The organism is Methanothermobacter wolfeii, from assembly GCF_025397995.1.
GTDB classification, from domain to species: Archaea; Methanobacteriota; Methanobacteria; order Methanobacteriales; family Methanothermobacteraceae; genus Methanothermobacter; species Methanothermobacter wolfei.
This window is the reverse complement of record NZ_CP104550.1, coordinates 426,723-443,906: the sequence shown is the minus strand read 5'-3', so window position 1 is coordinate 443,906 and position 17,184 is coordinate 426,723. Positions and strand designations below refer to the sequence as shown.

Sequence of the window (17,184 nt, the reverse complement as noted above, 5' to 3'; positions counted from 1 at the left end):
TATCTATCTCTTCTTCCTTCTTACACCGACAGATGAACCCTTCCTGAATGTGGATTTTGTCCTCTGTCCCCTGACAGGCAGGCCCAGTTCGTGCCTTCTTCCCTTGTAGCTCCTTGTTTTCCTCATCCTGTTAAGGTCCTCTCTGAGGCACATGTCAAGGTCTGACTCTATGAGGTGCTTGTCCTCACCGGTCTCATAATCGTTACGCCTGTTAACAATCCATGAGGGGATGTTGTACTTTGCAGGGTTCTTTATAGCCTCTTCAAGTCTTTCTATTTCCTCATCGGAAAGGTAACCTATTCTCTGGTTAAGATCGTATCCTGCTGACATGATTATTGCCCTTGAAAGAGCCTTACCAACACCCTTTACACTTGTAAGGGCATTTTCCATGGTCTTATTACCATCTATGTCCTTCCTGGCAATACGAACCATATGCTTGAATTCTTCTTCCATTCATTAACCTCCAGTAAGAGTGAATTCGCGGGACGGGGGTTCTGCGAATTCATAACATTTCATAAGAGTCGTAGGTGCAACCTCAGTTGCTTCAACCGACGCCGGGACTGGGATTTGAACCCAGGAGGAGCAGAGCTCCACAAGATTTCCAGTCTTGCGCCTTACCTGGCTAGGCTATCCCGGCATATGATGTATTCAGTTAAGTGTGTAATCTGACAGCTATTTAAGTATTGCTGATGGCATGTTTCAAGGGGATGTCTGCATCGATACCAGGGCTATCTCCACATACGGGGATAGGTGCCTGGTTTCATGAAGACTCTCCGGGTTTCAACGACGATGCCCTTCTCCGCCGCGATGATGTCCAGGGAGGACATTGTTGACTCTCCAACAGCCACCAGCTCCCCCTTGAGGGTCAGTACCGCAACTGTACCCCCCTTAACTATGCTGTCATCAAGGCCTGCTACGCCTCCTCGGGCAAGGTCTGCGCCGTGGCAGATGGCGTCGACCGCAGAGTCAAGGATAACCACCCTTGGCAGGTGACCTGCAGCCACCTCCATGGGCAGTATACATTCCCTCAGGAAGCTCTCGTCTCCATCCTCCACCCAGAACTGGTAGGCGTCCTTGAGGTCATGGAGTGTTACAATCCCCTCCTCGGTGAAGGGTCCGACCCGTGTACGTCGAAGTTCCGCCATATGGGCGCCCACACCCAGGCCTCGCCTATATCATGGCAGTACTTACGTACATAGGTCCCTGCCTCGCATGCAATCCTGAAGAGCACATCCTGACCATCCATCTCCAGGATGTCTGCACTGTAGACCGTCCTGACACGGAGCTCCCTTTTAACAGCGGATTTGAGGGGTGGTATCTGGAATATTTTTCCCTGGAACTCCCCGAACACTTCACGTACTCTGTCCTCATCCACCTTCCTGTGCAGTCTCATAAGGCAAACATATTCCTTGGGGGCCTCGAGGAGGAGCTGCATGACCCTTGTTGCCCTGCCTATACCCAGGGGTAGGACACCCGTAACCCCGGGGTCAAGGGTGCCTCCGTGGCCAACCTTCTCTGCATTGAGAATGTCCCGCACCCATGAATCCACCTGGTGGGATGTGGGGCCTGCGGGTTTGTCAAGGTTAATGACACCATGTGATATGTGTGTCTGGATATCCCTTTCATAGGGAGGACATCCATAGTCGGGGTCTGTCCGAGACTCCCTTAACTCGATGAAGTTTGCCATGAAAGATACCTGCAAAAATAAGAGGTGGGTTTATTCAAGGGATTCCAGTTCCTTCTTTATCTCCTCAACATCCTCTGATTTGATTTCAATCTTCTTTTCGGTGGGTTCAAGGTGGTTTATGTTGCACCTTCTGTTTTTAACGTTGACTCCCACCACTTCAACAAAGTTTTTGTCGATGATGTCGAGTATCACACATTTTTCACCGGCTTCTCTTCCTGCGGTTTTTATACATACTCTTCCTACTTCTATTGCTGCCATTAAATCACCTCAGTAACTTTTATTATGATCTCAGCCACCCTATCAGCGTCAAAATGGCTGGTGTTTATTACAATGTCATACACGTCAAGGTCATCCACATCGATTCCATGAATCTCCAGGTACCTCTGGGCTTCACTCTCCTCACGTATGCGGATCTCTTCCTTCACTGTTTCAATGTCCTTGGATTCCCTTACACTTATACGCTGCGCCCTGACATCAAAGGGGGCTATCAGAAGAACCTTGAGGTCCGCCCTGGTGAAGTGTGCCGAGAGCCTTCCCTCAAGGATGAGGTCCTCATTTTCATCTGCAAGTCTGGCCTGCCTGCGATCTATTTCAATATCGATTTCAGGGTTTTCCTCGGCTAGTTTACTGAATTCCAGGAGGTCCATGTTCTTCTCAGCAGCCATCTGCCTGAACACGTCCCCCGCAGAAACGCATGGAATTCCAAGCCTCTCAGAAAGTATCCTGGCAACGGTTGTTGTACCGGTGCCTGCCAGACCACCGATGGTTATGATCATCAGGACCTTGCCTCTCTCTTGAAGACTTTGCGGGCGCAGCTTGAACAGTAGTACCCGCCGTATGGCCTGTTGGGTCTCTTCTTGGATTTGGCGAGTTTCCTTATCTCGTAGGGTCTTCCCCTGGGAACACCATGTAGTGGTTTTCCACATCCGGCACAGACATGCTTTGATGGTTTTTTCCTTCGGTAATGGATAACCGTTCTTCCTCCAGGGGTTTTCTTGAAGATTCTCTTATATGATCTGGATCTGTATCTTAATTCTGGCATTTTTAATCTCTCCTTAGGATTTACATTCCTTTAAGTCCCATGAATTTTCTGAAGATCTGGGACATTGCAAAGGAGCATAATATGTACCATCCCAGCCAGCCGATGGCATAAGCCGGTGCGTTTGGTGGCATGCCATAGAACATGTGCCACAGTGGGACAAGGAGCACATAGTATGCCACCTGGGGCAGTATCACCAGGGTATTCACTATATGGGGCTCCTGCCCCATCCAGTAGAAGACAAGGATTATGGGAAGGAAGGTGACGATCATGGGTTTGAATGACATTGTCATCATTTCGCGCTGCTTATCCATAAACTCCATCTGTTTCTTCTGGATCTCCTCCAGCGCCTGGACGTCATTCTTCTTCCTTGCCTCCATCATTTCCTGCTGGAATTCCTGCATCTCAGCCTTCAGGGATTCCAGTCTCTCCTGATCCACCAGGAGTTTGTTGGCCAGTGTTATGACAAAGGCCACAATGGTGGATATCAGGAAAACCGTGAATATGGGGTTCTGGGGGTTCGGGTCCATTGCGATGAAGGGTCCGAATACAGCGTTCAGCGCCCCATATACAACCTCGAGTACCATCTTAGCTTCCTCGTAGATCTGTTACATCAGAACACTTTTCATCTCACCAACTGCAGACTCAAGCTGGTTGTTATGATTCTTAACTATCTTTACGGTCGCCCCGGTGAGGGTTGCATAGGCCATTGCAGCGGCCCTGTTCATCTGCTGATGGAGGTCTATCTCCTGAAGGGACTCCATGTCCCTGTTCCTTGTTTTATCACTTATTCTCCTTGTGAAGATTTCCTCTGCATCCGCCTCTATAAGTATGAACATGTCCGGTTCCAGTTCCTCAAGAACCCATACCGGAAGCCCTGGTAGAAAACCAGCAGGTGTCTTTATTGTGCAGTGTGTGTCAACGATTATATTATTTTCCCGTGACCTTTCTCTTATACTTTTCGCAGCAGCCCTCTGTATATCCTTCTGGATGTCGGGGGAGAGTGTCCTGATCTCATCCCTGTGTTCAACAAGCCCCTTCTCAATGACTATCTCCAGCATCACGTCCCCGTAATTCACGCTGATGTAATCCAGTTCTTCAAGTGTGTTTTCGAGGACCGTTGTGCTTCCTGAACCCGGTATGCCTGCAACTACAACAACCTTCATGGTACCACTCCCATTAATCATTATTCACTTATCAGTCGCCCAGGAAGCTTCTAAGTACTGGATGCATGTCCATGAGCTGTTCCTGGGCTATCTCCTCATAGAGCCTGTAAACTATACCCACGGTTAGAAGTACCCCTGTTCCTCCACCCAGGGCACCTGTGAGATCAGCCACAAATGCAAGAAGCCCCACGAAGGCCCCTCCAAGGATGGTTATTGCAGGTATGTAACGTTTGAGTATCCTTTCAAAGTGTCCCCTGCTGCTCCTGAAGCCAGGTATCTGCATACCCATCTGGTAGAGCTGTTTTGCAACATCCTTGGATCCTATATTACTTATCTCAACCCAGAGCCATGCGAACAATACGCAGAGCCCTATGAACACGACAGCATAGAATATAACCCTGAAGGGGTCGAGGATTATTGCATCGAAGGACCTTGGTGCCGTAAGCAGGTATGCGAGGCCATTTACTGGCTGCCCATTAACCACGGTTCCCAGTATGGGGTACCCCAGTTTCTGGAATACGTTCGCCATTAACTGGACGTTGAGTAGCAGGGCGCTTGTGAGGATAACCGGCATGTTACTTGCATACACGAACCTCAGGGGGTACTTACCAACAGCACCCCTTGTGAGCCTCTTACCCCCTCCCATAGTGATGGGTATCTCGACGCGCATACTCTCTGCATAGACAACCACAAGGAAGACTGCAATAAGTGCAACCACAGGGAGCACATAGTACTGGAGGTCAGGGGCCTGTCCTGTTGTCAGAAGATATATCAAACCAGGTATCCTACCTGCAGGCACTCCTGGCTGAACCGGTGAAGAAAGCGGGTTGAAGGCACCGACTATGATCTCCTGAGACACCCCCGCTGCGATGAAGAGTCCCACACCACTACCGAAGCCCCACTTGGACACCACCTCATCAAGGAATATTATGAGTATTCCTCCAATGGTGAGCTGTAGTATCAGGATCCAGGTGAATGCAGGGGCTGCCGGTGCAAGTGAACCCGTCACCACAAAGATCAGTGCCTCGAAGAAGGTGAAGACAATGGCAAGGAGTTTCTGCAGTCCCTGGAAAAAGGCCTTATCCTCATGTTTCGAAAGATCCAGTTTAAGGATATTACCACCAACCAGGAGCTGGAGGATAATGGATGCTGAAACGATGGGTCCTATACCAAGGGTCAGTATTGAACCGAAGTTCCCTGCAAGCACCGCCCTCAGCTGGGCGAACTGGTCAACAGCCCCTGGGCTCAGCCCGTAGAGTGGTATCTGGGCCAGGAAGAAGTAGAGGATGAGTATTACTCCTGTCCATTTGAGTTTCTCCCTGAAGGGAACCCTGTAGCCCGGTGACTTGACCTGTGGTATTAATGAGAATATGGGGTCAAATTTTTCCTTCAACTGCTTCACTCCCTGCCTGAATCAGAGTTATTCTATGATTTCAGCCATTCCTCCGGCTTCCTCTATCTTCTCAGCAGCACTCTCTGAGAACTCGTATGCCTTCACATGCACAGGTCTTGTGAGCCTGCCGCTTCCAAGGATCTTTTCAAAGCCGAGCTCTGTAACGTCTATGACGATCATGCCGTTTTCTTCAACTGCAACGCCACTTTCAAGGAGTTCAGGTATCTTCTCATCAAGGTAAGCAAGGTTCACTGTTTCAGGTCTCTTTATGAGTTTCTGAGGCTTCTTGAACCCGTATTTTCCAAAGTGTTTGGGGTCGTACTTGACTATCCAGGACCAGTGGTGCTTGTGTCCGCCCGCCTGTCCTCTACCACCGCGGTGACCTGCTCCCCTTCTCTTCTTGGAGCATCCTCCGCCAACGGTTCGTGAACCCCTCATCCTTGTGATCTTTCGTCTTTTTCTGATCATCGGTAATTCCTCCGGATTAGATCATCCTTTTTAAAAGGTTGTTTATCTCTTCACCACGGTAACCCAGACTTCCACCCTCATTGAAGGCCTTCTTTATTGCTTCATAACCCTTCCTTGGGGGGTGCAGTCTGAATACAGGCTTTATACCTGCGTCTTCCAGTTTAACATCGCCCTGGAAGACTGCTTCCGCGAATTCCTCCACGGAATCGTAGTCTGTCTTTTCCTTTATGTAGTCGTCGGTTATTTTATCTCCGCCGATGATTCTTCCCCTTTTCATTATCATTGCCTTGAGGGTTTCCTGGTCGATTTCACCCCATGTTATGTAGTCCTTGGCCTTCTGGAGCATGCCAAGGTAGCTGGGTGTTTCCTCAACCAAGACGGCGTGGTTGATCCTGTTGAGCCTTAACATTTCCATGGTATCAGCTATGTCCCTTCGGACGCCTGCTGATCCCCTTACCCTTACTACTGCGAACATCTGCCATCACCTTCAGGTACTGCAAACACCAAGGTTTTTAAGGTCCTTTTCGCTTGCCTTTACTTTACTCAGCTGTTTAAGGGCGTCGAAGGTTGCCCTGGCAAAGTTAACCGTTGTCTGTGTCTGTCCACGGGTGTGTGACCATACATCGTCTATGCCTGCAAGCCTCATTATGGTTTTGCCCACGTCACCGATGGCCAGTCCAACACCACCGGGTGCCGGTATGAGGGTTACGCGGACGCTTCCGCTCTTACCTGAGACCTTGAAGGGTACCGTGTGTTCCCTTCCGCAGACACAGCCCCAGTCACCGCAGCCCCTCCTTACCTTTATTATATTGAATTTTGCATCGTCAACTGCCTTTCTGATTGCAGGTCCGACCTCTCTTGCCTTACCCTGGCCAAGTCCAACGTATCCGTCCTTGTTACCCACTGCAACTATGACCCTGAAGTTAACCTTCCTTCCTGATTTGTGCATCCTCTGGACAAGGTTAACATCAATCACTTCCTCTTCAAGGTCAGGAAGCAGGGCGTCAATTATTTCGAGTTCCATTATAGGGTGTCCCTCTTCAAAGATCTCATCGATGCTCGTTATGACACCCTCCTTGACAAGGCGTCCCAGGTTGGTCCTTGGCTCCCATTCCTCCATGTTGAAGTTCATAATCATACCTCTTCATCTATCCTTTTTTTGATTTCATCAAAGTGTTCTGGAAGGTCCACAGGGGAAAGACCCCTCTCAAGGTACCTTGAAAACCTCTTCTGCATCTCTTCATCATCAAGGGATTCCGCGTATTCCTTTATGTGTTCGCCCCTGATCCTGGATTCGTCAGGAAGTATTGCCTCTCCATGCGGCACGTTGAGTCCTGCGTCAACAGCTCCCTTGAGTGCAGCGAATACCTTTGAACCCCTTATGGCAGGTCTCATGCCTATGTCAAGCACAGCCTCTGTTATGCCTGCCTTCAGGGCTCTTTTACCGCACAGGTATCCTGTGAGGTATGCTGCTGCTGTGTTGGCTGTTGCTCCCTTCCATCCCATCTTCTGGAGCTGCTTTGAGTGGGCTGAAACAAGTGTTTCATCGCCCTCCATACCAACATTGATGATCTGTGCAATGACATGATATGTGGTTATCCTGACAACAAGCCTGGGCTTGCCTGTTTCTATCATCTTGTAACGGGCCCGGTAATCAGTTTTACCTTCCCTTCGTCTTCTGAATGCCATCTTATATCTTGGTCCATGTGCCAATCAAATCCCTCCTACCTCAGCATGTCATGGTCCCGGGCGTAGGTTTTCATGTAAGATTTGCTCTTAAATGCTCCACCCTTCGCCATCTTGTAGAGTTTACGGTAGGTGCTCCTGTTTATTTCACGGTTGTCCCTCATCTCCTTGAGGTCCTTCCTCAGGGCCCTTATGGTTGTCATCCATTCCTCTTTTTTAGGCCTTCTTGCGCCCTTGGCACCCTTTATGCTGCCCGGTCCTTTTCTTCTACCTTTCTTTTTCTGCTGGGCTATCTTCTTGGATCTGTAACTGCTTATACCCTTTTTTAGTTTAGCCCTTATAGCTCCGTCTTTTATTAGCTGCTTGACACCATCCCTTGTTATGGCCCCTGAAACCTCATCGATCCTTTCAGGGTCTATCCATATCCTGTTAACCCCTACTTTGAGTATGTCTGCAGCTAATCTTTTCTGAGTAGTAAGATTCATTCAAGAAACCTCCTTGTATTCAGCATTTTGCTGATAAACCTGAAAAAATTCAGGTTTCCCCTTAAATTTTTTTAGCCTGGTCTGTGAACCCTTTGACCAGATTATGGGTTGAGTACATTGATGCCGAGTTCCCTTGCCTTTTCAAGCATCAGGGTCTTTTTTCTGGCCCCTACTGTTGAGGCTATCCTCGCTGCCTGTTTCTCAGGTTCCAGTGCCTCAAGTTCGCTGAGGCTGGATATCAGGACATCCTCATACCCTGATGGATGGAGACCCCTGCCTGCCCGGGGTTTTCTGTAGCCTATTGCAGGCATTGCTGGTTTTCCCTTTTCGTATCTCCTCATTTTGCTTGTTCTTCCCCTGGGCCTCCTCCATTTTTCCCCTAGTTTTTTGTATCGGGCGTATTCCTGTCTTTTAAATTTTTTCTTCATTGAATCACCATCCCTATTCCTTGCTCACAAGGTATATGCCGTCCTGGAATACCCTTGGGTCCCTTCCCTTAATCCTTGTGGCCTGTTCGATGTTTGCCATTGTCTGACCAACGTCTTCCTTGTTGATGCCGCTTACTTCAACCTCATCTCCCTTGACCTGGACCTTTGTATCTCCAACTATCCTGGCCCTTCTTGGGTGGCGCTCACCAAGGAAGTTTTCTATTACAACACTATCCCCTGCCACCTTCACGCTCATCGGGAAGTGGGCGTAGACTATCTTCATACGGTAGGTGAAGCCCTCGGTAACACCCTTTATCATGTTGTTTATGTGGGCCTTCACCGTTCCCACCATTGCCTTGTCCTTCTTCTTTGGGAAGTTAACTTCAAGGACAATCTTATCGTCTTCCATTGACATTGAAATCTCTGAATGGTTGAATTTTCGGGAAAGTTCACCCATGGGTCCCTTAACACGGACTTCACCATCAATGGTGACGTCTACATCCTCAGGGATAGGGATTTCCTCCCGAATTAGAGCTGCTAGAACCATGTTTATCACCTAGTAGACGTATGCCAGCAGTCTGCCGCCGATGCCCCTGTCCTTTGCTTCCTTGTGGGTCATTATACCCTCAGGGGTTGATACTATTATTATACCGAAGTTCTTGGCTGGCAAGTACCTTTTTTCAAATTTCTCAAATTCGTCCTTTTTAACAGCGTGCCTGGGCTTTATAACTCCGCACTGGTTTATGTTTCCTTCCAGTTCAACGATGAATTTCCCTGCTCTGCCATCATCAACGTATTCGAATTCCCCGATGTAGCCTTCCTTCTGCATTGTCCTTAACACACGCCCTATCAGCTTTGAGGCAGGGGTTATCCTGCACCTGACGTTACCCCTTATCTCATTGTTCCTTATGTTTGTCAGGGCGTTTGCAAGAGGATCCATAAGAGTCACGGTAAACACCTCTGATTAGTTATACTTTTTAAATCCGATCTTCGGGGCAAGTTCCCTGAAGCACTGCCTGCACAGCATTAACCCGTATCTTCTGACCAGGGCAGAGTGGTCCCCGCATCTTGAGCATTTCCTTGATGCCTTTCCATATTTCCTTGGCAATACAATCACCTTCAAACTATTTTAACCTGGAATCTGTTCTTCATGAATTCCATTGCCTCTTCACGGCTGACCCTGTGCTTTTCAGGAACCTTCCTGCGCTGTATTCGTCTCCTCTTTATCCTGTGACCTGGTTTTTCAAATGTCACAGAGAGGTTCATACCGAATATCCCTATTTCCGGGTCGTACTTCATCCCAGGTATGTCAATGTGTTCATCAATTCCCATTGAAACATTACCGTACTCATCAAACTGTCTGGCCTTTAACTTGTTCCCTATTCCTTCAAGGAACATTTTAAGTATCCTTTCGGCCTTTTCACCACGGAGAGTGACCTTACATGCAATGGGCTGTTTCTTCCTTATACCGAACTCGGGGTTTGTGACCTTTGAGTGTGTCCTCACGGGTTTCTGGCCTGTCATCTCCTCGAGGAGTCTCTCAGCCCTTGCAAGCCTTTCACCCCCTTCACCTACACCTATGTTGAGGGTGACCTTGAATATCCTTACTTCCTCCATCGGGTTCATCTATTTCCCTCCTGGAAGTGAAATCACTGATTCATCCCTTCCGATGACAAAGACGTAATCCTTGAGTGTTAGGAATGTCTTCTTATCAGCTGTCTCAATAACGGTGGTATTTGGCATGGATGACCTTGTTATGTTTATCTTCTTGATCCTGCCGATCTCACCTGTGTGCCTACCGCCTGTAACAAGTCCTAGGCTGCCCTTCTCGAAGGGTATCCTTTCAAGGATCTCCTGGTCAGGTATGGATAGTTTAACAACATCTCCAACCCTGAATTCATTCTCTGAAAGGCAGTTTCGACCGTCGTGCATGTTCAGCTGTGTCCTACCACCCTTGAGGGTTGTCTTGTTGATTATCTTGCACAGTTTAAAGGAAGCCTTCTCCTCGTCGATCTCATGGAGAACCAGCCTTCCCCTCTCATCAGGCAGGACCCTGTACATTCCACCTGTTTTAGGTATGGTCACAACGTCCATGAACCCGACCGGGAACTTGTAGTTCTTCCTTGGCCTTCCATCCACCAGGATCTCACCGCTGTTTATGATCTTCCTTGCTTCCCTGGCATTGTCTGCAATTCCAAGAATATCCCTTACAATCACAAGGAGGGGCAGTGAGCTTTCAATGGCGTGGGGCCCGGGTGATGGTTTAACCGTCCATTTGTACTCCTTGGGATGAATGGGCCAGTGACTTGGTGCTTTGAAACGTTTAAGATGTTTTCGTGATGCCATTATTGCCATTTTTTATCCCTTCCGTTCTAAGATTTGAATCCTCTTTTCATCATCAAGGTTAAGATCCACTATCCTCAGGTTTGAGGGGTGTATCGGAAAGTAAACTGATGTCCCGTCAACCTTCTGGATTGTTGCTCCCTCAACATAAACCCTGTATCTCTTGAGATCCACCTTTTCCACTTTGCCTTCGTGTCCCTTGAAGTCGCCGCGGAGGACTTCAACCTTGTCCCCCTTCCTCAGTGGCAGGGACCTTCTACCGTATTCTTCCCTCAGTTCCCTGCTGAGGTTAGCGCTCATCATCTTGCGGCGAGCATGTAACGGTGCTTCATAAATATATTTCCTCTGTTTTCTGGGCTGTTTTGACATTATATCACCCTTACACTATTATGCTGGCTGCGCTTCCCACACTGGGCCACCTGTCTGCTGCCTCCTTTGCAACAGGACCCCTTATCTCTGAACCCTTAAGGACACCCTCAGGGCTCACTATAACTGCAGCGTTGTCCTCGAATTTCACCCTTAAACCATCAGGTCTCCTGTATTCCTTTTTCTGTCTTACGACAACAGCGTTGAGGACTTCTCTCCTCATGTCAACCGTTCCCTTCTTTACAGAGACCACAACCATGTCACCTACACCGGCTGCTGCCAGTCTTCTGCGGACACCCTTGTATCCCCTGACAGATATTATCTCAACTTCCCTTGCACCGGTGTTGTCAACGCACTGAAGTCTGGCGCCTACAGGTAATGCACGGGTAACCTTGGATGTAATTGCCTTCATTTCAGTCTTCCCCCTTAACCTCAACAACCACAAAGTTCTTTGTCTTGCTCAGGGGTCTGCACTCAGCAATCTTTACTGTGTCCCCCAGGTTAACCTCTATACAGTCAGGTTTGTGGGCTTTAATCTTGGATTTTCTCTTTTCGTATCTCTCATATTTGCGTATAAATTTGTAGAAACTCCTTTCAACCGTAACTGTCCTTTCTGCCTTGTCACTGACTACAGTTCCTTCCAGTATCTGACCCCTCAGAGGGAGGTCCCCATGGAAAGGACAGTTAGGATCACTACATTTAGATTTAGGTTCTGGAACATCAATGCCAACCATCATATCACCACTATGGTTTTCTAAATTTCTTCTTTATTCTCTCCTCAGGACGAGCCACCAGAGCTCTACCATCAATTTCAACCACTTCACCCTGCGGTGTTATGAAATGGAAGATGGCTATTTTCTTTGGAACCGTTATTTCCCTGCCATCCCCCATCTCAATTCTAAGGGTATTCCTGGTTTCATCCACGACTCTTCCAGATATCCCCTGAATGTCCCTGTGAACACTTCTAGCTACCGTAACAGAAAGGCCAATAAGTTCATGTCTGAAAATATTCCGGGGGGTTATCAAAGGGGACCCCCTACCTTATCTCGATTGTATCTGATGAAAAGCCCATTTCAGCAAGAACTTCCTTGACCTTCTTCTTATGGTCCCCCTGAAGTTCTATCTGGCCCTTCTTGGCGGTGCCGCCACAGGCACATTTTGCCTTGAGTATCTTTGTAAGTTCCCTTATGTCTATATCGTGTTCGTCGATGCCCTCGATGATGGTCATCAATTTACCGAATCTTCGTCTTACTGTGTAAACCTTCAGTGTCTGAACTTCGCGTGCTATTTCCTCGCATACGCAAAGTTCTTCCGGAAGACCGCATACATCGCAGATTTTCATTTATTTCTCCTTCTATTTTTCATTCATGATGGTGAGAACACGGGCTATTGTTCTTCGGATTTCCCTCATCTTGCCGGGGTTCTCATGAACACCGGCGGCGGCGCTCTTGGAAATGTATCGGGCGTATTCTGCTTTGAGTTCATCCAGTTTCTTCTGGATTTCCTCCCTTTCCATTTCCCTTATCTCTTCGCTCCTAAGTATTGCCATTTCAATCCCTTTCTATTATCATTGATATGAATCTGCAGATATATATTATTTTTCAGATTCTTCACCATCTTCGTCCTGTGTCTCTGCTTCCTCTTCGGCCTCAAGTTCCTCTTCAAGTTCCTCAATGTCCTCAAGCTCTTCAAGTTCCTCAATGTCCTCAAGCTCTTCAAGTTCCTCGATATCCTCAAGCTCATAGACCTCTTCAAGGTCCTGGATCTCATCCACAGGTTCCTCTGAAGGAGCTTCCTGAACCTTTGGGGCTTCTATGTCCACCTTGTCTGGAAGAACAACATCTGGAGGCATTATGCGTACGTATACTCCAAGAACTCCTGGTTTAAGCTGCACAGTGGCGAATCCTTCCCTTACATGCTTTGTTGATGGTTCACCGCATTTCTTTATGTATCCATCAGTGAACTTTGCTGTTGCTGAACGGGCGCCCCTTATCTTACCTGAAATGGTCACTTCAACTCCCTGGGCGCCTGCGGCCATTATCCTCCTCATTGTGGTGTAGGCAACCCTCCTGAAGTGCATTCCCCTCTGGAGCATGGCTGCTATCTTGTGGGCCATTATCTTGGGGTTGAGTTCAGGGACATCAACCTCCTTGACCTCAACCTGGGGGTTTTCGAGGTCGAACTTGTTTTTGAGTTTCTGGGTTATGGTCCTCACTGTCTTACCTCCACGACCTATGACCATACCAGGCCTTTCAGCGTAGACCACGACCATGGTACCCATGGGTGTGACCTGGACGTCCATGCCACCGTAGCCGGCCCTTTCAAGCTCCTTTTCCAGGAATTCATCTATCCTTGTTCTTCTGAGACCCTCGACGACAAAATCCTTTTCTATCAAAATCTACGCCTCCCCCAGAACTATCTGAACGTGTGTTGTTGGTGTGTTGAATGGTGTTGCTCTTCCAAAGGCCCTCGGTATCCAGCCCCTTATCACAGGTCCTCTGTGGCTGGATATGTGGATTATCCTTAGCTTCTCTGTGTCAAGTCCCTTGTACTCTGCATTTGCCTCGGCATTTTCCAGGACCTTCAGTATATGGGTCGCTGCCTTTACAGGGTAGCGGCCGCTGGCCCATCCTGTAAGGCCCCTCCTGTGGCCCACCTTCCGGTTGTATCTCTTGAATGCCACCGGTCGCTCCATGTTGATGACCTCTTCAAGGTACTTCCTTGCCTTCTCCACTTCCATTCCTCTGATCTCCCTGCAGATCTCCACTGCGTGCTTTGGTGAAATTTTAAGCTGAGTTGCTGACGCCCTGGCTGTTCTGGACTTATCTTCATCTTTATAAGCGTATTTAACCTTAGCCATTGTCTAGTCTCCTTATTTAAGAGGCACGAACATTGATGATCTGGTAGCTCCCATACCGGGATCTCCGTGCTCAACCTTCTTCCTTGTGGGTGCGAATTCACCGAAGTAACAGCCGATCATTTCAGGCTGGATTGTGACCTCAACGAATTCATTGCCGTTGTGGATTCCAAAGGTCATGCCAACCATTTCAGGCAACACTATCATGTCCCTGCAGTGTGTCCTGATTACAGGGGGTCTTCCCTCGGTTTTTCCTTCCTTCTTTATTTTCCTTATCTTCTCGAGTACCTTCTTCTGCCTTGGCAGGAATCCCCTTTTAAGGGACCTTCTCTGCCTTGATGGGAACAATTTTATAACATCGTCAAGTGGCATCTCCTGCAGTTCTTCCAGGGTGTAGCCACGATACCTGAATTCTTTACGTGCCAATAGGTCACCTCCTATTTATCTCCTTTTCCCTGTTCTTCTGGCAGCTATTGAACCAACCTTTCTTCCTGGAGGAGCATGCCTTGAAACAGTTGTTGGCCTTCCTGGGTGCTGTCTGTTTCCACCACCATGAGGATGGTCGACTGCGTTCATTGCAACACCCCTGACCCTGACAGACTTCTTACCCTTTGCCCTGAGGGCATGGTACTTCTTACCGGCCTTCAGGAATGGTTTCTCCCTTCGTCCTCCTCCAGCAACAACACCAACGGTGGCCCTGCACTGGGGGTTCAGTGCCTTGAGTTCACCTGATGGGAGTTCAATCACTGCCTTGTCAGCATCATGGGTGATTAGAGAAGCATATGTACCTGAGGACCTCACAAGTTTTCCTCCGTCCCCTGGCCTGTTCTCAATATTGTATATGGGTGTCCCCTCAGGGATCTGGCTGAGTGGAAGTGAGTTCCCGGGTTTTACCTTTGCCCCGGCACCGCATTCAACTTCATCCTTGAGTACAAGTCCTTCAGGGGCAAGTATAAGGTTCTTCTCACCATTCTCAAATTTAACAAGGGCTACAGGGGCTGTTCGGCCCGGGTCGTGCATTATGTCAACAACACTCCCCTTAAGGCTTCCCTCACTCTCAAGGGAGTCGTAGGCCCTGTATTTTATTTTCCCCTTGAAACGGTGGGATGCGCTTCTGTAAGTAGGAGTCCCCCTTCCTCTCCTCTGTGATATTAATCTTTTTCCCATTCAAATATCCTCCAGATAGTTTTTAGAATACTCCCAGTTTAACGGCTATGTCCTCTGCACTGTGTTCCTTTGCCAGTTTTATGTAGGCGAGTTTATGGCCCTTGGGGGTTACCTGTGTGTTAACCCTCTCAACCTTAACCGCGAAGAGTTCCTCAAAGGCCCTTCTTATGTCCTTCTTTGTGCTTTTCCTCATAACCACGAATGCCAGTTCATTGTTCTGATCTATAAGGTTCATGCTCTTTTCTGTGACATGTGGTTTTACAATAACAGCATATGGATCCATATTTACACCCGTAATCTAATTTTTTACTGGAACAGTCCCTCAAGTTTTTCTATCGCTGATCTTGTAAAGATGGTGAGCCTTCCAGGGTGGGTTCCGGGGGCAAGGAGTTCTGCATTGAGGTTTTCAACCGTTACAACATCGACGCCGGGGTGGTTTCTTGCACCGAGTGCTATACCCCTATCCTCACCGACCACTATGAGGGGTCCTTTTGGTGACCTGTATTTCCTTCCCCTCATCTTTCCCTTACCTGCGCGGATCTTTTTACCTTCCTTTGCCTTTACTATGTCATCCATGATGCCCAGCTTCCTGAAGACTTCCCTTGTATCAGCTGTCCTTTTAATCTTTGAGAGTTCATCGTTAACCACCAGGGGGACCTGGGGCAGGTTCTCTATCCTGTGACCCCTTGCCTCAACAAGGTCCCTTCGTGCTGTTGCGGCTATTGCTGATCTTATGGCCAGTCTCCTTTCCTTCCTGTTTATCCTTTCATGGTAGTTCTTCTGTGGTCTTGGTGGATGGGCCCTTCTACCTCCAACGGCCTGCGGGACGAACGCTGCCCTTGAACCGTTCTTTATACGTGGAACCATGGCAACACCGCGTCCGGCACCGTAGGACTTTGCTGAAGTCCTTTTACCTGCCATCGGGTCAGGTCCCCAGGGCTGTACCCTTGCTGTCTGTGCCGAGATAACAGCCCTCTTTATCACGTCTGGTCTGAACTCTTCATTGAATATTTCAGGAAGTTCCATTTCGTCTATGGCTTCACCTTCCAGGGAATAAACCTTGATCTTCATTTTAAACCACTCTTATACTCCTTGTTTTGATGCTGTGCTGATGTAGTTGATCTGGGGTGCCTCCTCCTGTTTACCGGCAGCCCTTATTGCCTTCCTGAGTACCACAAGCCTCTTGGTCGGGCCCGGTACTGACCCCTTAACCATAATATAATCGTTCTTCACAAGACCGTACCTTACAAAGCCTCCCTTCGGGTTTACATGGTCTGCTTCTTCAGCATCTCCTATCTTGAGTATCTGTTTGTTGTACTCTGTCCTTCTGTGGTAACCCATCTGACCGGCCTGGGGGACGGTCCACATTGTCCTTGATGGTGTCCATGGACTCAATGAACCTATGTGTCTTCCCTTACTGCTCCTTGCAGCCTTACCGTACTGTATCCTTATACCCCATCTCTTAACAGGGCCCTGGAATCCTTTACCCTTTGTGACTGCTATTGCATCAACAAAGGCTCCCTCTGTGAATATCTCTGATGCCCTGATGTCCTTTCCAAGGACTTCGAGGGCGTATTCAAATTTCTCTTCAGGTGTCTTTCCTCCGAGACCGCATTCGAATACTTCGGGTTTCTTTTTAGGCACGCTTGCAAGCCTGGGGTTTGTGTGAACTATAACCCTTACGTCTGCCACGTGTTCCATGTTTGACCTTATCTTCTCAATTGCAGCTTCCTGGTCATAGTCCTCTGCAGGCGGGGTGAGTTTCCTCCTGAGATCATCCTTGGTACTCTTTGCAAGGACTTCCCCGAGGGTTTTAAGTCCTCTGCTTGTCTTTTCATAGGCCCTTACAGCCATGACGGTAAGTGGCGGTACCTCAAGGATGGTTACAGGTGTGGAGACTTCCATTCCCTCTGTGGGGGAATTCTTTCTGTTGTCAATCATCATGACATGGGTCATCCCTGCCTTGTAGCCTGCCAGGGCAAGCAATCCCGGCTCATCCACACTGGGCCATGACTTGACCCTAGGGGTTTCCCTTGCCGCCCTTTTTCTTGGACTGAATGCAACTGATCCTTTTCTTGGTTGATGATGTCTAGCCATAA

31 protein-coding genes, 1 tRNA gene and 1 pseudogene are annotated in these 17,184 nt (G+C 48.4%); all 33 read right to left on the bottom strand.

Annotated elements, in window-relative coordinates; all coding sequences use genetic code 11:
- Positions 1–3 precede the first annotated feature (3 nt).
- On the bottom strand, positions 4–453 hold the full coding sequence (locus tag N5910_RS02500) for a 30S ribosomal protein S13 (RefSeq protein ID WP_191216395.1): 450 nt from the start codon (positions 451–453) through the stop codon (positions 4–6).
- A 99-nt stretch (positions 454–552) separates the two neighbouring features.
- Positions 553–637, bottom strand: a tRNA-Ser gene (locus N5910_RS02495).
- A 91-nt stretch (positions 638–728) separates the two neighbouring features.
- A pseudogene (locus N5910_RS02490) lies at positions 729–1,687 on the bottom strand (RNA-guided pseudouridylation complex pseudouridine synthase subunit Cbf5).
- 30 nt (positions 1,688–1,717) lie between these two features.
- A complete protein-coding gene (locus N5910_RS02485) occupies positions 1,718–1,945 on the bottom strand; it encodes a 50S ribosomal protein L14e (RefSeq protein WP_074358590.1) in 228 nt (75 codons plus the stop codon).
- Positions 1,945–2,463 carry a (d)CMP kinase gene (gene cmk / locus N5910_RS02480; protein WP_074358589.1) on the bottom strand — a complete coding sequence of 173 codons (519 nt, stop codon included), beginning with the start codon at positions 2,461–2,463 and terminating at the stop codon, positions 1,945–1,947. Before cmk ends, N5910_RS02485 begins: the two co-directional genes overlap by 1 nt.
- A complete protein-coding gene (locus N5910_RS02475) occupies positions 2,463–2,729 on the bottom strand; it encodes a 50S ribosomal protein L34e (RefSeq protein WP_074358588.1) in 267 nt (88 codons plus the stop codon). Before N5910_RS02475 ends, cmk begins: the two co-directional genes overlap by 1 nt.
- Positions 2,730–2,749: 20 nt before the next feature.
- A complete protein-coding gene (locus tag N5910_RS02470) occupies positions 2,750–3,313 on the bottom strand; it encodes an EMC3/TMCO1 family protein (protein ID WP_074358587.1) in 564 nt (187 codons plus the stop codon).
- Between the two features lie 21 nt (positions 3,314–3,334).
- Complete coding sequence (locus N5910_RS02465; protein WP_074358586.1) at positions 3,335–3,892, bottom strand: adenylate kinase; 558 nt, start codon at positions 3,890–3,892, stop codon at positions 3,335–3,337.
- 31 nt (positions 3,893–3,923) lie between these two features.
- The gene (gene secY / locus N5910_RS02460) at positions 3,924–5,294 is read right to left on the bottom strand and encodes a preprotein translocase subunit SecY (RefSeq protein ID WP_084531149.1); all 1,371 of its coding nucleotides are present in this window, start codon (positions 5,292–5,294) and stop codon (positions 3,924–3,926) included.
- A gap of 18 nt (positions 5,295–5,312) precedes the next feature.
- Complete coding sequence (locus N5910_RS02455) at positions 5,313–5,753, bottom strand: uL15m family ribosomal protein (RefSeq protein WP_074358584.1); 441 nt, start codon at positions 5,751–5,753, stop codon at positions 5,313–5,315.
- 16 nt (positions 5,754–5,769) lie between these two features.
- Positions 5,770–6,228 (bottom strand): 50S ribosomal protein L30, encoded by a 459-nt coding sequence (gene rpmD, locus N5910_RS02450; RefSeq protein ID WP_074358583.1) that lies wholly within the window; start codon positions 6,226–6,228, stop codon positions 5,770–5,772.
- Positions 6,229–6,240: 12 nt separating this feature from the next.
- Positions 6,241–6,885, bottom strand: coding sequence for a 30S ribosomal protein S5 (gene rpsE / locus N5910_RS02445; RefSeq protein WP_191216392.1), 645 nt, complete (start codon positions 6,883–6,885; stop codon positions 6,241–6,243).
- A 2-nt stretch (positions 6,886–6,887) separates the two neighbouring features.
- Complete coding sequence (locus tag N5910_RS02440) at positions 6,888–7,466, bottom strand: 50S ribosomal protein L18 (RefSeq protein ID WP_074358582.1); 579 nt, start codon at positions 7,464–7,466, stop codon at positions 6,888–6,890.
- Between the two features lie 11 nt (positions 7,467–7,477).
- Positions 7,478–7,924, bottom strand: coding sequence for a 50S ribosomal protein L19e (locus N5910_RS02435; RefSeq protein ID WP_074358581.1), 447 nt, complete (start codon positions 7,922–7,924; stop codon positions 7,478–7,480).
- A 101-nt stretch (positions 7,925–8,025) separates the two neighbouring features.
- Entirely contained in the window at positions 8,026–8,352 is a 327-nt protein-coding gene (locus N5910_RS02430; RefSeq protein ID WP_074358580.1) for a 50S ribosomal protein L32e, read from the bottom strand.
- Between the two features lie 13 nt (positions 8,353–8,365).
- The gene (locus N5910_RS02425) at positions 8,366–8,899 is read right to left on the bottom strand and encodes a 50S ribosomal protein L6 (RefSeq protein ID WP_074359710.1); all 534 of its coding nucleotides are present in this window, start codon (positions 8,897–8,899) and stop codon (positions 8,366–8,368) included.
- A 9-nt stretch (positions 8,900–8,908) separates the two neighbouring features.
- Positions 8,909–9,301 carry a 30S ribosomal protein S8 gene (locus tag N5910_RS02420; RefSeq protein WP_074358579.1) on the bottom strand — a complete coding sequence of 131 codons (393 nt, stop codon included), beginning with the start codon at positions 9,299–9,301 and terminating at the stop codon, positions 8,909–8,911.
- Between the two features lie 15 nt (positions 9,302–9,316).
- A complete protein-coding gene (locus N5910_RS02415; RefSeq protein WP_010875659.1) occupies positions 9,317–9,469 on the bottom strand; it encodes a 30S ribosomal protein S14 in 153 nt (50 codons plus the stop codon).
- A gap of 2 nt (positions 9,470–9,471) precedes the next feature.
- Positions 9,472–9,978: a 50S ribosomal protein L5 gene (locus N5910_RS02410; RefSeq protein ID WP_074358578.1), complete on the bottom strand. Its 507-nt coding sequence runs from the start codon at positions 9,976–9,978 to the stop codon at positions 9,472–9,474.
- The gene (locus tag N5910_RS02405; protein WP_074358577.1) at positions 9,979–10,707 is read right to left on the bottom strand and encodes a 30S ribosomal protein S4e; all 729 of its coding nucleotides are present in this window, start codon (positions 10,705–10,707) and stop codon (positions 9,979–9,981) included.
- Positions 10,708–10,710: 3 nt separating this feature from the next.
- Positions 10,711–11,064: a 50S ribosomal protein L24 gene (gene rplX / locus N5910_RS02400; RefSeq protein WP_074358576.1), complete on the bottom strand. Its 354-nt coding sequence runs from the start codon at positions 11,062–11,064 to the stop codon at positions 10,711–10,713.
- Positions 11,065–11,074: 10 nt separating this feature from the next.
- Positions 11,075–11,473, bottom strand: coding sequence for a 50S ribosomal protein L14 (locus N5910_RS02395; RefSeq protein ID WP_191216391.1), 399 nt, complete (start codon positions 11,471–11,473; stop codon positions 11,075–11,077).
- A 1-nt stretch (position 11,474) separates the two neighbouring features.
- Positions 11,475–11,795 (bottom strand): 30S ribosomal protein S17, encoded by a 321-nt coding sequence (locus tag N5910_RS02390; protein ID WP_074358574.1) that lies wholly within the window; start codon positions 11,793–11,795, stop codon positions 11,475–11,477.
- Positions 11,796–11,805: 10 nt separating this feature from the next.
- The gene (gene rnp1 / locus N5910_RS02385) at positions 11,806–12,087 is read right to left on the bottom strand and encodes a ribonuclease P protein component 1 (RefSeq protein ID WP_074358573.1); all 282 of its coding nucleotides are present in this window, start codon (positions 12,085–12,087) and stop codon (positions 11,806–11,808) included.
- A 10-nt stretch (positions 12,088–12,097) separates the two neighbouring features.
- Positions 12,098–12,403 (bottom strand): stress response translation initiation inhibitor YciH, encoded by a 306-nt coding sequence (gene yciH, locus N5910_RS02380; protein WP_074358572.1) that lies wholly within the window; start codon positions 12,401–12,403, stop codon positions 12,098–12,100.
- Between the two features lie 12 nt (positions 12,404–12,415).
- Positions 12,416–12,610, bottom strand: coding sequence for a 50S ribosomal protein L29 (gene rpmC, locus N5910_RS02375; protein ID WP_074358571.1), 195 nt, complete (start codon positions 12,608–12,610; stop codon positions 12,416–12,418).
- A gap of 45 nt (positions 12,611–12,655) precedes the next feature.
- Positions 12,656–13,456, bottom strand: a complete 801-nt coding sequence (locus N5910_RS02370; RefSeq protein WP_261599724.1) for a 30S ribosomal protein S3 — start codon at positions 13,454–13,456, stop codon at positions 12,656–12,658.
- A gap of 3 nt (positions 13,457–13,459) precedes the next feature.
- Positions 13,460–13,921, bottom strand: coding sequence for a 50S ribosomal protein L22 (rplV, locus tag N5910_RS02365; protein ID WP_074358569.1), 462 nt, complete (start codon positions 13,919–13,921; stop codon positions 13,460–13,462).
- 12 nt (positions 13,922–13,933) lie between these two features.
- Positions 13,934–14,344 (bottom strand): 30S ribosomal protein S19, encoded by a 411-nt coding sequence (gene rpsS, locus N5910_RS02360; protein ID WP_074358568.1) that lies wholly within the window; start codon positions 14,342–14,344, stop codon positions 13,934–13,936.
- 15 nt (positions 14,345–14,359) lie between these two features.
- Entirely contained in the window at positions 14,360–15,085 is a 726-nt protein-coding gene (locus N5910_RS02355; protein WP_074358567.1) for a 50S ribosomal protein L2, read from the bottom strand.
- Between the two features lie 22 nt (positions 15,086–15,107).
- Positions 15,108–15,368 carry a 50S ribosomal protein L23 gene (locus N5910_RS02350; RefSeq protein ID WP_191216390.1) on the bottom strand — a complete coding sequence of 87 codons (261 nt, stop codon included), beginning with the start codon at positions 15,366–15,368 and terminating at the stop codon, positions 15,108–15,110.
- Positions 15,369–15,391: 23 nt separating this feature from the next.
- Positions 15,392–16,156: a 50S ribosomal protein L4 gene (gene rpl4p, locus N5910_RS02345; RefSeq protein ID WP_074358565.1), complete on the bottom strand. Its 765-nt coding sequence runs from the start codon at positions 16,154–16,156 to the stop codon at positions 15,392–15,394.
- Between the two features lie 12 nt (positions 16,157–16,168).
- Entirely contained in the window at positions 16,169–17,182 is a 1,014-nt protein-coding gene (gene rpl3p / locus N5910_RS02340; protein WP_074358564.1) for a 50S ribosomal protein L3, read from the bottom strand.
- Between the last annotated feature and the right edge of the window lie 2 nt (positions 17,183–17,184).

Excerpts from the sequence above, each read along its gene's own strand:
- N5910_RS02500 (WP_191216395.1), bottom strand. The coding sequence starts at position 453 with ATGGAAGAAGAATTCAAGCATATGGTTCGTATTGCCAGGAAGGACATA.
- N5910_RS02485 (WP_074358590.1), bottom strand. The coding sequence starts at position 1,945 with ATGGCAGCAATAGAAGTAGGAAGAGTATGTATAAAAACCGCAGGAAGA.
- cmk (WP_074358589.1), bottom strand. The coding sequence starts at position 2,463 with ATGATCATAACCATCGGTGGTCTGGCAGGCACCGGTACAACAACCGTT.
- N5910_RS02475 (WP_074358588.1), bottom strand. The coding sequence starts at position 2,729 with ATGCCAGAATTAAGATACAGATCCAGATCATATAAGAGAATCTTCAAG.
- N5910_RS02470 (WP_074358587.1), bottom strand. The coding sequence starts at position 3,313 with ATGGTACTCGAGGTTGTATATGGGGCGCTGAACGCTGTATTCGGACCC.
- N5910_RS02465 (WP_074358586.1), bottom strand. The coding sequence starts at position 3,892 with ATGAAGGTTGTTGTAGTTGCAGGCATACCGGGTTCAGGAAGCACAACG.
- N5910_RS02455 (WP_074358584.1), bottom strand. The coding sequence starts at position 5,753 with ATGATCAGAAAAAGACGAAAGATCACAAGGATGAGGGGTTCACGAACC.
- rpmD (WP_074358583.1), bottom strand. The coding sequence starts at position 6,228 with ATGTTCGCAGTAGTAAGGGTAAGGGGATCAGCAGGCGTCCGAAGGGAC.
- rpsE (WP_191216392.1), bottom strand. The coding sequence starts at position 6,885 with ATGAACTTCAACATGGAGGAATGGGAGCCAAGGACCAACCTGGGACGC.
- N5910_RS02435 (WP_074358581.1), bottom strand. The coding sequence starts at position 7,924 with ATGAATCTTACTACTCAGAAAAGATTAGCTGCAGACATACTCAAAGTA.
- N5910_RS02430 (WP_074358580.1), bottom strand. The coding sequence starts at position 8,352 with ATGAAGAAAAAATTTAAAAGACAGGAATACGCCCGATACAAAAAACTA.
- N5910_RS02425 (WP_074359710.1), bottom strand. The coding sequence starts at position 8,899 with ATGGTTCTAGCAGCTCTAATTCGGGAGGAAATCCCTATCCCTGAGGAT.
- N5910_RS02410 (WP_074358578.1), bottom strand. The coding sequence starts at position 9,978 with ATGAACCCGATGGAGGAAGTAAGGATATTCAAGGTCACCCTCAACATA.
- N5910_RS02405 (WP_074358577.1), bottom strand. The coding sequence starts at position 10,707 with ATGGCAATAATGGCATCACGAAAACATCTTAAACGTTTCAAAGCACCA.
- rplX (WP_074358576.1), bottom strand. The coding sequence starts at position 11,064 with ATGTCAAAACAGCCCAGAAAACAGAGGAAATATATTTATGAAGCACCG.
- N5910_RS02395 (WP_191216391.1), bottom strand. The coding sequence starts at position 11,473 with ATGAAGGCAATTACATCCAAGGTTACCCGTGCATTACCTGTAGGCGCC.
- N5910_RS02390 (WP_074358574.1), bottom strand. The coding sequence starts at position 11,795 with ATGGTTGGCATTGATGTTCCAGAACCTAAATCTAAATGTAGTGATCCT.
- yciH (WP_074358572.1), bottom strand. The coding sequence starts at position 12,403 with ATGAAAATCTGCGATGTATGCGGTCTTCCGGAAGAACTTTGCGTATGC.
- rpmC (WP_074358571.1), bottom strand. The coding sequence starts at position 12,610 with ATGGCAATACTTAGGAGCGAAGAGATAAGGGAAATGGAAAGGGAGGAA.
- rplV (WP_074358569.1), bottom strand. The coding sequence starts at position 13,921 with ATGGCTAAGGTTAAATACGCTTATAAAGATGAAGATAAGTCCAGAACA.
- N5910_RS02355 (WP_074358567.1), bottom strand. The coding sequence starts at position 15,085 with ATGGGAAAAAGATTAATATCACAGAGGAGAGGAAGGGGGACTCCTACT.
- N5910_RS02350 (WP_191216390.1), bottom strand. The coding sequence starts at position 15,368 with ATGGATCCATATGCTGTTATTGTAAAACCACATGTCACAGAAAAGAGC.
- rpl4p (WP_074358565.1), bottom strand. The coding sequence starts at position 16,156 with ATGAAGATCAAGGTTTATTCCCTGGAAGGTGAAGCCATAGACGAAATG.
- rpl3p (WP_074358564.1), bottom strand. The coding sequence starts at position 17,182 with ATGGCTAGACATCATCAACCAAGAAAAGGATCAGTTGCATTCAGTCCA.